Raw genomic sequence first — 12,249 nt, forward strand, 5'->3', positions numbered from 1 at the left:
GAGCTTGTCGAAGCCCTCTACTTCTCTAAAGAGGAAGAACGGCCCTTCGACAAGCGAGCGTGACGTTGATTGACAGTATAGTTCCAGACAGCGAGGCCCGCAGCCTGCTCGCGCGCTTGCCCGCGACACCCCGCGCGCTTGCGCTGCTGGCTCGGCTCGATCGTCCGATCGGCTGGTGGCTGCTCTTCTGGCCGGGCGCCTGGGCGGTGGTTCTGGCGGGCGGGGCAGGGGAGCGCTGGCCTCTGATCCTTTGGCTGTTGCTCGGCAGCATCGCGATGCGGGGCGCCGGTTGCGTGTTCAACGACATCGTCGATCGCGATCTTGACCGGAAAGTCGCCCGCACCGCCGCCCGGCCGCTCGCGAGCGGTGCTCTTTCCCTGCGTACCGCCTGGGCATGGCTCATCCTGCTTTGCCTCGTCGGCCTCGTTGTCCTGCTGCAATTGCGCCCTTATGCGCAGATCGTTTCGCTCGGCAGTCTCGCGCTGGTCGCCGCCTACCCCTTCATGAAGCGGATCACCGGTTGGCCGCAGCTCTGGCTAGGCCTCGTTTTCTCCTGGGCGGCGCTGGTCGGCTGGAGCGAGGTCGCAGGGGCGCTTACCCTGCCGGGGCTCCTCCTTTACGCAGGCACCATCTTCTGGGTCGTGGGTTATGACACCATCTATGCATTGCAGGACCGGGAGGAGGATGCGTTGATCGGTATCGGGTCGAGCGCCTTGTCGATGGGACGTCATGTGCGCGGCGGCGTAACGCTCTGCTACCTGATTGCACTTTCTCTCTGGGCTGCCGCTATTTGGCAGGTGCGGCCGCAATGGCTTGCTTTCGCTGCGCTGCTGCCGATGGCGGTTCAACTTTTCTGGCAGGTGGGAACGCTCAAGGAGGATGGAGCCGATCCGCTCACCAAGTTCCGTTCCAACCGTTTCGCGGGGCTCCTGATGTTTCTTGCCTGCCTCGTCGTGGGGAGTGCATGAGCATGCCGCAAGAGGGTGAGGATTGCTGGCGCATCGCCCGCGCCGCAAAAGCCAGCGTCATTATCGACGCGGATTGCTATTTTCGCCACGCGCGCGCCGCCATGCTCAAGGCGAAGCGTCGGATCATGCTCATCGGCTGGGACTTCGACGCGGCGATCAGTCTGATCCGCGAGGATGAGGTCAAGGACGGAGCCCCGGTCATCATCGGCGACTTCATCAGCTGGCTCGTCGCGCAAAAGCCTGACCTCGAAATCTTCCTCCTGCGTTGGGACATCGGCGCGATGAAGTCGATGGTGCAGCCTGCCAACCTCTTCACCACCGTCAAATGGATGGCGCACAAGCGCATACAGGTGAAGCTGGACAGCCATCATCCGCCAGCGGCTTCGCACCATCAGAAGATCGTCGTGATCGACGATTGTTTCGCCTTTTGCGGCGGCATCGACATGACCAGCGACCGTTGGGACACGCGCCATCATCGGGACGAGGATCCCGGCCGCCGCCATCCGGACGGTTCCGCCTATGGGCCATGGCATGACGCGACCACGGCCTTACAGGGCGATGTCGCGATGGTGCTGGGCGACCATGCCCGCGCCCGTTGGAAGGGGGCTGGCGGCGGCGATCTGGAGCCGATCTTCGGCGAGCATGATTGCTGGCCCGACGCGCTGCCGGTGCAGTTCGAAAATGTCGATATAGCCATTTCCCGCTCTGCGCCGGAAATGGACGACCAGCAGCCGTTGCGAGAGATTGAGCGACTCTATCTCAACCAGATCGCGTCGGCGAAGCGGACCATCTATGCCGAAAGCCAGTATTTCGCCTCCCGCCGCATTGCGGAGGCAATCGCCGCGCGGCTGGGTGATCCCGATGGGCCGGATATCGTCATCATCAATCCGGAACAGGCCGATGGCTGGCTGGAACAGCAGGCGATGGATACCGCCCGCGCGCGCCTGTACGAGGCCCTGCGCGCCCGCGACACATACGGGAAGCTGCGCATCTACCATCCCTTCACCGTGCGCGGTGAGCCCATTTACGTCCATGCCAAGATCATGATCGTCGATGACCGAACCGTGCGCGTGGGCTCGTCCAACATGAATAACCGCTCGATGCGGCTCGATACCGAGTGCGACGTGACGATCGACGGGGCACTGCCCGTCAATGCGGGGCACGAAACGACCATCCTAGGCATCCGTGATGACCTGATCGCCGAACATCTGGACCTGCCCGTCGAGCGGGTGGCGGCCGTCATCGCCGAGCGCGGGCTGATTGCCGCGATTGAGCAACTGCGCGACAAGCCCGGCCGAACCCTGCGTCCCTATGTGACGCCGAATCTCAACGACGTGCAGGCGTGGCTGGCCGACAATGAAGTGCTGGACCCCGAAGGGCCTGAGGAGATGTTCGAGCCGGTTGCCGACCGCAGCCTGTTCCGCCGCATGCGCAAGAAACGCTGAGGCGCTGCCTCCTACCTATTCTGCCGCCAGCAACGCTTCCGCGCCGCCAAGATTGACGGAAACGAGGCGGCTCACCCCGCGCTCCACCATCGTGACACCGAACAGCCGGTGCATGCGCGCCATCGTCACCGCATTATGGCTGACGATCAGATATCGCGTGTCGGTCTGCCCGACCATGACATCGAGGAGGTCGCAGAAACGCTCGACATTGGCATCGTCCAGCGGCGCGTCGACCTCATCCAGCACGCAGATCGGCGCCGGGTTGGTCAGGAACAGGCCAAAAATCAGCGCTACCGCCGTCAACGCCTGCTCCCCGCCGGACAGCAGCGTCAGCGCGGCCAGCTTCTTGCCCGGCGGCTGCGCCATGATCTCCAGCCCCGCCTCCAGCGGATCGTCGCTGTCGATCAGTTCCAGATGCGCCTGTCCGCCATTGAACAACGTCGTGAACAGCCGCCGGAAATGCCCATCGACCGCCTCGAACGCCGCCAATAGCCGCTGCCGCCCTTCACGATTGAGGCTGCCGATCGACCCACGCAGCCGGTTGATCGCCTGGCTCAGCTCCTCGCTTTCGGCCCGGCTCGTCGCCTGCGTCGTTTCCAGCTCCTCCAGCTCCTGCGCCGCCACCAGATTGACCGGCCCGATCCGCTCGCGCTCGGCGGCAAGGCGGTCATGTTCACCCTGCTCGCTCTGCGCGATCCTTATGTCGGCACTGGCAAAGCCGAGCTTCTCGGGCAGCACGGGGGGCGGACACTCAAAGCGTTCGCCCGACAAGCGGTTGGTCTCGACCCGCTTCTCCTCGGCTGCCTCGGCTCGCGCGGCGGCAGTCGCACGCCGTTCGCGCGCCTGCGCCAGCGCCTCGCCTGTTTGCGCGGCCCGTTCCTCGGCGACGCGCAGCGCTGCCTCGGCCTCGCTCTCCGCCCGCCGTGCCGCTTCCGCCGCTTCCGCCAGCCCAGCGCCCTGCTCGGACAGGGCGGCGATCGCCGTCGCCAGCGTGTCGGGCTGCTGCGCTAGTCCATCGCGCTCGGACGCGATCGCTTCGCCGCGCTCCACCATGGCGGCGATCCGCTTCGCCGCCTCGCCCGCTCGCGCGCGCCAGCCCTTGGCTTCCGCGTCCGCCGCAGCCATGCGTTCACGATCGCTTGCCAAAGCCCGGTCGGCCAACGCCTGATCCGCCTGCAACTGGCTGACAGCCATGCGCGCCTTCTCGCTCGCTTGCGAAAGCGATGCCACCAGCGTCCGCGTCCCGGCCCCGTCGGGCACCGCCGCGCGGGCTGCGTCCACCTTGTCATGCTCGGCCCGGGCAGCGCTCAGATCAGCGCGTGCTTCAGCCAGTCGTTCCTCGATCGCCTCCCGCCGCCCGGAAAGCCGCTCCAGCGCCGTAGCCGCTTCGTCGGCAGCACGAAGCGCCGCGCGCAACCGCTGGTCGGCCGCGCCAAGCTGCGTCCTCGCAGCCCCCAGCGCCTCGGCCGCCGCCCGTTCTCCACTGGCCGCGCTATCCTGCGCCGCGCGCGCCGCCTCGACCTCCGCTTCGGCCGCCGGTCGCGCCGCAGCAATCGCTTCCAGCCGATTGAGCCGGATCAGCCGCTCGGCCGCCGCCGCGCCTCCCTCGACCGCGACATAGCCGTCCCAGCGCCGCAGCTGTCCGTCCTTGGTGACCAGCCGCTGTCCCACCGCCAGCGTCTGTCCATCATCCGTTTCGGCGACCGCGATCTGCGCCAGCCGCCGCGCCAGTTCCGCAGGCGCGCGCACATAATCTGCCAGCGAAGCGCATCCGGCGGGCAGGGCCGGATCGCTGTCCAGCGCCGCCGCCCCAGTCCAACACCGCGTGCCTTGCGCGCCGACCGGCGCCTCCAGGTCATCGCCCAGCGCGGCGGCCAGCGCCCGCTCAAACCCCGGCGCGGCCTTCAACTGATCCAGCGCCCGTTCGCGCCCGCTTCCGCTCTCGATCGCCCGCTTGAGCGCCGCCGCCTCGCTATCCAGCGCCGCCAGTCCCGCCCGTGCGGAAGATACCGCCGCTTCGGCCGCCGCCCGCGCCTCGGCTGCCGCCTGCCGCGCCGTTTCAGCTTGCCCGATCGCCGCCTCGGCCGCATCGCGATCCGATCCAGCCGTTGCCTGTGCCGCCAGCGCCTCGCTTCGTTTCGCCTCCAGCGGCGCCGCATCGGGCAGGGCGCCCGCTTCCGCTTCCAGCCGCGTGGCTTCCCGCTCCGCCCGTTCCAAACGGCTCCGCGCCGCCGCCAACGCCGCTTCGGCTACGCGCAATTCAGCCTGCTCGCCCGCCTGTCGCGCCATCGCCTTGGCGAGGTCCAGCTCGGCATCGCGCGCAGCATCCTCTGCTCGCGCTATCCGCCCGGTAAAGTCAGGCCGCATTGCCTCAGTCTCGGCAGTCCGTTCCTTCAGAACAGAAATCTCGGCCGTAAGCCGCGCAATCGCCTCGGCCGCATCGTTGGCTAGCGTGCGCTCACGCGCCCGGTCCTCTTCCAGCCGCTCGGCCTGCTGCGCCAGATCATGCAGCCGCCGCACCACCCCATCGCGCTCAGTCCTAAGCGCCGCGAGCCGATGCCCCGCCTCATTCGCCTCGTCTCGCGCGGCCTGTGCCGCCACCCGCCGCCCGGCGAGCGCATCCACTGCCGCATTGGCATGAACCGCCGCCGCCGCCTGAGCCTCCTGCGCGGCGCTGACGGCGCTTTCGGCCTCCACCGCTTCCTTCCGCGCGGCATCCGCGCTCGCCGCCGCCTCGCGCCAGCGGGCGAAGATCACGCGCCCTTCGGCGACCCTGATCTGCTCGGACAGCTTGATATAGCGCTCGGCCGCCTTGGCCTGCCGCCGCAGGCTGCTGGCCCGCGCTTCCATGTCGGTCAGTATCTCGTCCAGCCGCACCAGATTGGCCTCGGCCGCGCGCAGCTTCTGCTCGGCATCCTTGCGCCGGACGTGCAGCCCGGAAATCCCTGCCGCTTCCTCCAGCATCGCGCGCCGTTCCTGCGGGCGCGCGGCGATGACGGCGGCGATCCGCCCCTGACTGACCAGCGCCGGGCTGTGCGCTCCGGTGGCGGCGTCGGCGAAGACCAGCGCGACATCCTTCGCCCGCACGTCGCGGCCATTGGCCCTGTAGGCGCTCCCCGCACCGCGTTCGATCCGGCGGATAACTTCCAGTTCGCCGTCCGCGCCCACTTCGACCGCGTTGAACAGTTCGCCCTGTTCCTGCACCGTCAGCAGCGACACTTCGGCAAAGTCGCGTTGCGGCCGGGTGGACGTGCCTGCGAAGATCACATCTTCCATGCCGCCGCCGCGCATCGACTTGGCGCTGGATTCTCCCATCACCCAGCGGATCGCTTCCAGCAGGTTGGACTTGCCGCAGCCATTAGGCCCGACAATCCCGGTCAGGCCGGGCTCGATGCGCAGCTCCGTCGGATCGACGAAGCTTTTGAAACCGGAAAGCTTGAGGCGCTTTATCTGCATGGCCACCCCCCGGACCAATTGCCGGGGCAGCGTGATGCTGCCCCGCCTTCAGCGGGCAAACTCATCGCAAATGTCCGCCCCCCTTGAGCCAATCAGATACCCGCTTCCTTGAGCTTGGGCTGCAAAGTCGCCCAGGTTGCGACATTGTCAATCTTCACATCATTCAGGATGAAGGTCGGCGTGCCCTCGATCTTATATTGATTGTTCGCCGCCTCGACGCCCTTGGCCAGCTTTTCGGCGGCGGCGGTATCGGCCAGGCACTGCTTGGCCTTATCCTCGGCAATCCCACGCTGCTTGGCGAAGTCGACCAGCCCCACGGCGGCGGCCAGATTGCCGAAACGCTGCGCAGGCGGTGCGCTCATCAACGCCTGATATTTGGCGTCGCCCAGCGACTGCGCCTTTTCGAACATGGCATTCTGGTTGGCGAAGAACTGCTCGCTCAGCGGATAGAAGACGTCCTTGCCGCCGCAACGGGCCAGCAGCGACGTGGAAATATCGATCGGATCACGCACGAAGTTGCGGAACTCGAAGCTCATCTTTCCGGTGTCCACGATCTTGCGGATCTCCTCCGAAGCCTCCGCCGAAAAATCGCGGCAATGGCTGCAGGTATAGGACCCATATTCGATCAGCTTCACCTTTGCCTGCGGGTTGCCCATGACGAATCCGCCTTCGGGGGTCTGCGTCACTGTGGCGGACCAGCTGGTCCCGGCAGGGGCAGCAACAGCAGCGACCGGTTCTGCGGACGAGTTGCTGGCCGCGTCCTTTTTCCCGCAGGCGGAAAGGGACAGCGAGAGGGCGATAAGGGCAAGTCCGGTAATGGCTTTCACTGTGTGCAGGCTCCGTTGCTCGGGCATCAGGATCAGGGGTTTAGTTTACTGTGCGGCGGCGGGCAATGCGTCGCGCAAGCTGGCCCAGCTCGATCCGTCCACGCGCGTCCCGTTGATGGTGAAGCCCGGCGTGCCGCCAATCTTCACCTTGTTCCACGCCTCGTCGGTCATCGCCAATATCTGCTTCATCGCCGCTGGATTGGCGATGCAGGCGTCAAGCTGCGCAGGCGTGAACCCGCGCTTGCCCATCAATGTGTAAAGGCCCGTGTTGCGCCCAATGTCGCGCAACAGGGCGATCTGCTCGGATGGCTTGGCCGCGCCACGGTCATAGGCCTGCAACTGCTCCATCCAGGCATCCTGATTTGCAAACAGCGCCTCATGATTGCCAAAGAAGCGTTTAGGCCCGCCGCATCGCGCCAGCAGCGCCGCCGTCAGGTCATATTTGTCCCGCACCGCATTGCGCGCTTCCACGCTCACCTTGCCGCCCTTCACATAGTCAGCTTTCAGCGGCGCGCTCGCCTCACCCACGAAATGGGCGCAGTGCGAACAGGTATAGCTCACATATTCGACCAGCTTCGTCGGAGCGGCCGGGTTGCCCATCACATGTCCCCCAATGGGCGACAGCGCGACCCGTGTCGTCCAGTTGACGGCGGGCGCGGCGATCAGCGTACCGGGGAGGGTGATCAATGCGAAGAGGCCAAGGATTAGCAAGCGCGATTTCGTCATGCGTTCTTCCAATGAAGCGCCGCCCCTGTACGGCAATTGAACGGTTCAGCTGATTTTCGGCAAACCATTGGAATTGACAAGCCCCTGCGCGAGAGACTCCAGAACGGCGCGCAATTCGGGGTCGCCAATGTCACGCAGCGAATCGCCAAGCTCCACCGGCACCGGTCTCAAATTACGCGGCGGCGGCCGGCGTTCGGGCGCGGAACCGCGCACCTCGCCCTGCTTCATCGCGACCTTCGCCACGGCGGCATAGCCAAAGAAGCGATTCACCCGGTCGATGATGTCAGGCAGGACATGCTGGATCATTGGCGCATGGCCGCTCATCACCGTCAGTTGCAGCGTCCCGCCTGCTTTCTTGCCTACCGGAAAGCGGATCGATTCGGGGGCGGAAATCTCAGCGTAATGCTGCCCCACAATCTCGGCCCAGCGCGTGACGATGCTCGACTGGACAAAGCCGAACTTGCGGAAAGCGGCAGCGCCGATCTGCGGCATCAGGTCGGCAATCTGGCGCGGACCGCCGACGCGAGGCCGTTCGGCCGCTGCCTGGGCACGGCTTTTCAATTTGGGTGTCGCGGGCCGTTCCGTCATGCTCCGCTTAATGGCATAGGGCGGCCATGGACGTCGAGCGGAACCTCATGAAAATCGCAGCAGATCTGCTCGGACATTATGACGTCCATGCCCGTCGCCTGCCTTGGCGCGCTCCGCCGGGCGCCAACGCGGCGGACCCCTATCGCGTTTGGCTGTCGGAGGTCATGCTTCAGCAGACGACGGTCGCCGCGGTCGGCCCCTATTTCGCGAAGTTTACCGATCGCTGGCCGTCGGTGGAGGCGCTCGCTGGGGCAGAGGATGCCGACGTCATGGCGGCATGGGCGGGCCTTGGCTATTATGCCCGCGCCCGCAACCTGCTTGCCTGCGCGCGCGCCGTCAGCGATCGGCATGGCGGCGTTTTCCCGGACAATGAAGAAGGACTGCGCGCCCTGCCCGGCGTGGGTGCCTATACCGCCGCCGCCGTCGCCGCCATCGCCTTCGGCCGCCGCGCGGTAGTGGTGGATGCCAATGTGGAGCGCGTCGTCGCCCGCCTGTTTGCCATCGACACGCCGCTGCCCGCTGCCCGACCAGCCATCCGCGCCGCTGCGGACAGCATCACGCCCGATGCCCGCGCAGGCGATTTCGCGCAGGCGATGATGGACCTTGGCGCGACCATCTGCACATCTCGCAACCCCGCCTGCGGCATCTGCCCGTTGCGGCAGGACTGCGCAGCCTTCCGCACCGCCGATCCCGCCGCCTTCCCGGTCAAGACCGCGAAGAAGGCAAAGCCGCACCGTCTCGGCCACAGCTGGTGGATCGAGCGCCCTGACGGTCATGTCTGGCTCGTCCGCCGCCCGGCCAAGGGCCTGCTCGGCGGCATGCGCGCCCTTCCTTCCTCCCATTGGAGCGCGACGCCCGACGCCACTCCGCCGCTTGCGGCAATCTGGAAGGCGCTGCCGGAGCCGGTCGCCCATGTCTTCACCCATTTCTCGCTGGCCTTGACGGTTCATGTCGCCCATGTGGCAGAGGAAAGCATGCCAACGGGTGACGGCGAATGGTGGCCGCTCCCCCGCATAGGGGAGGCGGGCCTGCCGACCCTGTTCCGCCGCGCCGCCGAGGCAGCAATGAAGGCTAAGCAGCAATGAAGGAGAGCGAATCTCATGTCCCCTGACCAGCTTGGCTATGCTGGCGGCCGCCTCGATCGCGCCGATCATATCCGGATGAAGCCGGACCTTGTGGCGCAGGCGCTTGCCTCGCCCGATGCCCGCTGTCTCGTCCTCGACGGCCTTGATCCGGTCACGCAGGACGGCCATCTCCTCATGGAGCCGCCGTCTGCCGACGCCCGGGTGGAGGAGCATCTGCTGCTCGGCATCGACGAAGCGCAGCGCCCGATCTTCGCCCGCCTTATCGAGGAAAGCGGCACGAACTTCGTCCCCAGCGCCCGCAGCCGCGCCATCGTTACCGAAGTGCCCGCCGACGAAGTCGCGCTCTATGGCGCGGCGCGCAGCCTCGTCCACTGGCACGGCCGCCATCCTTTTTGCTCCGTCTGCGGATCGCGCACCCGTCCGGAAAAGGCAGGCTGGGCGCGCCGCTGCTGCTCTTGCGATGCGGAACATTTTCCCCGCGTCGATCCGGTCGTCATCATGCTCGCCGAACATGACGGCCGGGTGCTGGTCGGACGGCAGCATAGCTGGCCGCAGGGCTTCTACTCCGCGCTCGCCGGTTTCGTGGAGCCGGGCGAAACCATCGAGGAAGCCGTTATGCGCGAGATCAAGGAAGAGGCGGGCGTCACCGTCCATTCCGTCCGCTATGTGATGAGCCAGCCCTGGCCCTTCCCCTCATCGCTTATGATCGCTTGCATCGCGCAGGCTGACGATGATGCGCTCACGCTGGATGAAACAGAGATTCAGCATGCCCTCTGGTGCAACGCAGCCGGAGTCCAAGCGGCGCTGGCAGGGGATGCAGACGCGCCCTTCACCTCGCCTCCGCCAATGGCCGTCGCCCACCATCTCCTCAAACACTGGGCCGATGCGCAGGTTGCCCAGCCGGGTTCAAGCGCGTAAGGCCCATGGCCTGACGCCTCACCCCTCAGCAGGAACGCCCCGCACCCATGCTCAGCCTTGAAGAAGCCCAGTCCCGCGCGCAGGATCTGGTGACGGCGGCTCGCAGGGCCGGGGCGGACGCGGCCGACGCCATCTATGCCTGTAATGCATCGACCACGGTCGCGGTGCGCCTTGGCGCGCTGGAGGATGTGGAGCGATCGGAGGGCGAAGAAATCGGCCTGCGTGTCTTCGTCGGCCAGCGCTCCGCCAGCATCGCCGCGTCGGACATGAATCCCGCGACCTTGAGCACGCTGGTCGACCGCTCCATCGCAATGGCGCGGGAGGCGCCGGAAGATCCCTATGCGGGCCTTGCGCCTGAAGACCGGCTGCTGCGCGGCGCTTTGCCTGCACTAGATCTTGCCGATCCGAGTGAGCCTGAACCCGCGAAACTGCGCGAGCGCGCCCTCGCTGTCGAGGAAGCCGCTCGCGCCATCGCAGGCGTCACCAACAGCGAAGGCGGCGGCGCATCCAACGGCCGCAGCCAGGTCGCGCTCGCCACCAGCCACGGTTTTGCCGGTGCCTATGCGGGCACTAGTCATTCGACCTGGGCCAGCGTCCTTGCGGGCACCGGCGCGGACATGCAGCGGGACCATGCCAGCCACAGCGTCCGCCATCTGGTAGATCTCGATGATGCCGCGACGATCGGCACCCGCGCGGGGGAGCGCGCCGTTGCCCGCCTCAACCCCGCCAAACTCGAAAGCGGCGTCCTTCCCATCCTGTTCGATCCGCGCATCGGTTCCAGCCTGCTCGGCCATCTGATCGGCGGCATGGTCGGCCCGGCCATCGCCCGGCGATCGAGCTTCCTGCTCGATTCCCTCGGGGAGAAGCTGTTCGACAGCGCCATCACCATCATCGACGATCCGCTCCGTCCGCGCGGAATGCGCTCGCGCCCCTTCGACGGTGAGGGATTGCCGGTCGCCCGTCGTGCCCTGATCGATGCGGGCGTGCTGACCGGTTGGCTGATGGAAAGCGCTTCCGCCCGCCAGCTCGGCCTTCAGCCCACCGGCCATGCCAGCCGGGGCGGCAGCGGCGCGCCCGGCGCAGGCGTCACCAATGTGCACATGGAACCGGGCAACATCTCTCCCGCAGCCCTGATGGCGGACATAAAGCGTGGCCTCTATGTCACCGAACTGATCGGCATGGGTGTGAATGGCGTCACCGGCGACTATAGCCGCGGCGCCGCCGGTTTCCTGATCGAGGATGGCGTGATCACCCGTCCGGTTTCGGAAATCACCATCGCCAGCCATCTGAAGGACATGTTCCGCGCTCTCGTCCCGGCGAACGACCTTGTATTCCGCTATGGCATGAACGTGCCCACGATCCGCATTGACGGGATGACCGTTGCCGGGGGCTGAGATCGATCTGCGCGCGCTCGTCGGCGCGGTATCGGACGCGGCCGACCGAGCGCTTACCCTCTGGGCGGGCGGCCAGACGCAGGTGCGCCAATGGGAAAAGGTCCCCGGCCATCCTGTGTGCGAGGCGGACCTCGAAATTGACGAGATGCTCCGCCAGAGCCTCAGCGTCATCGACCCCACCGCCGGATGGCTGTCGGAAGAAACCGCCGACACCGTCCACCGCCTCGACCTCGACCGCGTCTGGGTGGTCGATCCGATCGACGGCACCCGCGACTATCTGCGCGGTCGTCCGGGTTGGTCCGTGTCAGTCGCGCTGGTCGAACATGGCGCGGTGCGCATCGGCATCCTCGCCGCGCCTGCCCGAAACGAATTGTGGATCGCGCGGGTAGGGGAGGGCGCCACCCGCAACGGCCGCATGCTTTCCGCAGGGTCCCGCATGATCCTGCCCGGCGCCCGCGTCCCCGCCGACCAGCTCCCTCGCTACGACCGCGACCTCGTCACCGTTCACAAACCCAACAGCATCGCGCTGCGCATGGCGATGGTCGCCGCCGATGAGGCCGACCTTGTCGCCACCGTCCGCTGGGGCAATGAATGGGATGTCGCCGCCGCCGCGCTGATCGCGCAGGAAGCAGGAGCAACCGTCACCGACGCGCTCGGCGTTCCCCTGTCCTTCAACCGCCCCGATCCCACCGCCTTCGGCCTGCTCTGCACAGCCCCCGGCATCCACGAAGCCGCGACGCAGCGCCTCGCCCCCCGCGCCCGCGAACTGCTAGGGCAAGGCTGAAAGAGCGGGTTACGTGGTCCGATCGCCTATCGTCTTTTCCTGAGCCGAAGCTAACACC

10 protein-coding genes are annotated in these 12,249 nt (G+C 66.7%); 6 read left to right on the top strand and 4 right to left on the bottom strand.

Features of this window, described 5'->3' with window-relative positions:
* Positions 1 to 65: 65 nt before the first annotated feature.
* Both ubiA and ACWNC0_RS07345 read left to right on the top strand, forming a co-directional pair.
* Complete coding sequence (ubiA, locus tag ACWNC0_RS07340; RefSeq protein ID WP_449470644.1) at positions 66 to 968, top strand: 4-hydroxybenzoate octaprenyltransferase; 903 nt, start codon at positions 66 to 68, stop codon at positions 966 to 968.
* A complete protein-coding gene (locus ACWNC0_RS07345; RefSeq protein ID WP_449470645.1) occupies positions 965 to 2,413 on the top strand; it encodes a phospholipase D-like domain-containing protein in 1,449 nt (482 codons plus the stop codon). The genes ubiA and ACWNC0_RS07345 overlap by 4 nt, the downstream gene beginning before the upstream one ends.
* A 15-nt stretch (positions 2,414 to 2,428) precedes the next feature.
* On the opposite strand, the gene smc is transcribed toward ACWNC0_RS07345, so the two are convergent.
* From smc to ACWNC0_RS07365, 4 genes are all read right to left on the bottom strand, one after another.
* Complete coding sequence (gene smc / locus ACWNC0_RS07350) at positions 2,429 to 5,869, bottom strand: chromosome segregation protein SMC (protein WP_449470647.1); 3,441 nt, start codon at positions 5,867 to 5,869, stop codon at positions 2,429 to 2,431.
* Positions 5,870 to 5,961: 92 nt separating this feature from the next.
* Positions 5,962 to 6,696, bottom strand: coding sequence for a thioredoxin domain-containing protein (locus ACWNC0_RS07355; protein ID WP_449470648.1), 735 nt, complete (start codon positions 6,694 to 6,696; stop codon positions 5,962 to 5,964).
* A gap of 45 nt (positions 6,697 to 6,741) precedes the next feature.
* On the bottom strand, positions 6,742 to 7,422 hold the full coding sequence (locus tag ACWNC0_RS07360) for a thioredoxin domain-containing protein (protein WP_449470650.1): 681 nt from the start codon (positions 7,420 to 7,422) through the stop codon (positions 6,742 to 6,744).
* A gap of 45 nt (positions 7,423 to 7,467) precedes the next feature.
* Positions 7,468 to 8,010, bottom strand: a complete 543-nt coding sequence (locus tag ACWNC0_RS07365; protein WP_449470651.1) for a DUF721 domain-containing protein — start codon at positions 8,008 to 8,010, stop codon at positions 7,468 to 7,470.
* Between the two features lie 26 nt (positions 8,011 to 8,036).
* On the opposite strand from ACWNC0_RS07365, the gene mutY reads away from it, so the two are divergent.
* Genes mutY through ACWNC0_RS07385 form a run of 4 tightly spaced genes read left to right on the top strand, consistent with a single transcriptional unit; the run spans position 8,037 to position 12,191 of the window.
* The gene (gene mutY / locus ACWNC0_RS07370; protein ID WP_449470652.1) at positions 8,037 to 9,095 is read left to right on the top strand and encodes an A/G-specific adenine glycosylase; all 1,059 of its coding nucleotides are present in this window, start codon (positions 8,037 to 8,039) and stop codon (positions 9,093 to 9,095) included.
* A 15-nt stretch (positions 9,096 to 9,110) separates the two neighbouring features.
* Positions 9,111 to 10,013, top strand: coding sequence for an NAD(+) diphosphatase (gene nudC / locus ACWNC0_RS07375; protein ID WP_449470653.1), 903 nt, complete (start codon positions 9,111 to 9,113; stop codon positions 10,011 to 10,013).
* Positions 10,014 to 10,060: 47 nt separating this feature from the next.
* On the top strand, positions 10,061 to 11,407 hold the full coding sequence (locus ACWNC0_RS07380) for a TldD/PmbA family protein (protein WP_449470654.1): 1,347 nt from the start codon (positions 10,061 to 10,063) through the stop codon (positions 11,405 to 11,407).
* The gene (locus ACWNC0_RS07385; protein WP_449470655.1) at positions 11,394 to 12,191 is read left to right on the top strand and encodes a 3'(2'),5'-bisphosphate nucleotidase CysQ; all 798 of its coding nucleotides are present in this window, start codon (positions 11,394 to 11,396) and stop codon (positions 12,189 to 12,191) included. Before ACWNC0_RS07380 ends, ACWNC0_RS07385 begins: the two co-directional genes overlap by 14 nt.
* Positions 12,192 to 12,249 lie beyond the last annotated feature (58 nt).

This window comes from Sphingobium chungangianum (assembly GCF_977014255.1).

Excerpts from the sequence above, each read along its gene's own strand:
- ACWNC0_RS07345 (WP_449470645.1), top strand. The coding sequence starts at position 965 with ATGAGCATGCCGCAAGAGGGTGAGGATTGCTGGCGCATCGCCCGCGCC.
- smc (WP_449470647.1), bottom strand. The coding sequence starts at position 5,869 with ATGCAGATAAAGCGCCTCAAGCTTTCCGGTTTCAAAAGCTTCGTCGAT.
- ACWNC0_RS07360 (WP_449470650.1), bottom strand. The coding sequence starts at position 7,422 with ATGACGAAATCGCGCTTGCTAATCCTTGGCCTCTTCGCATTGATCACC.
- ACWNC0_RS07365 (WP_449470651.1), bottom strand. The coding sequence starts at position 8,010 with ATGACGGAACGGCCCGCGACACCCAAATTGAAAAGCCGTGCCCAGGCA.
- mutY (WP_449470652.1), top strand. The coding sequence starts at position 8,037 with ATGGACGTCGAGCGGAACCTCATGAAAATCGCAGCAGATCTGCTCGGA.
- nudC (WP_449470653.1), top strand. The coding sequence starts at position 9,111 with ATGTCCCCTGACCAGCTTGGCTATGCTGGCGGCCGCCTCGATCGCGCC.
- ACWNC0_RS07380 (WP_449470654.1), top strand. The coding sequence starts at position 10,061 with ATGCTCAGCCTTGAAGAAGCCCAGTCCCGCGCGCAGGATCTGGTGACG.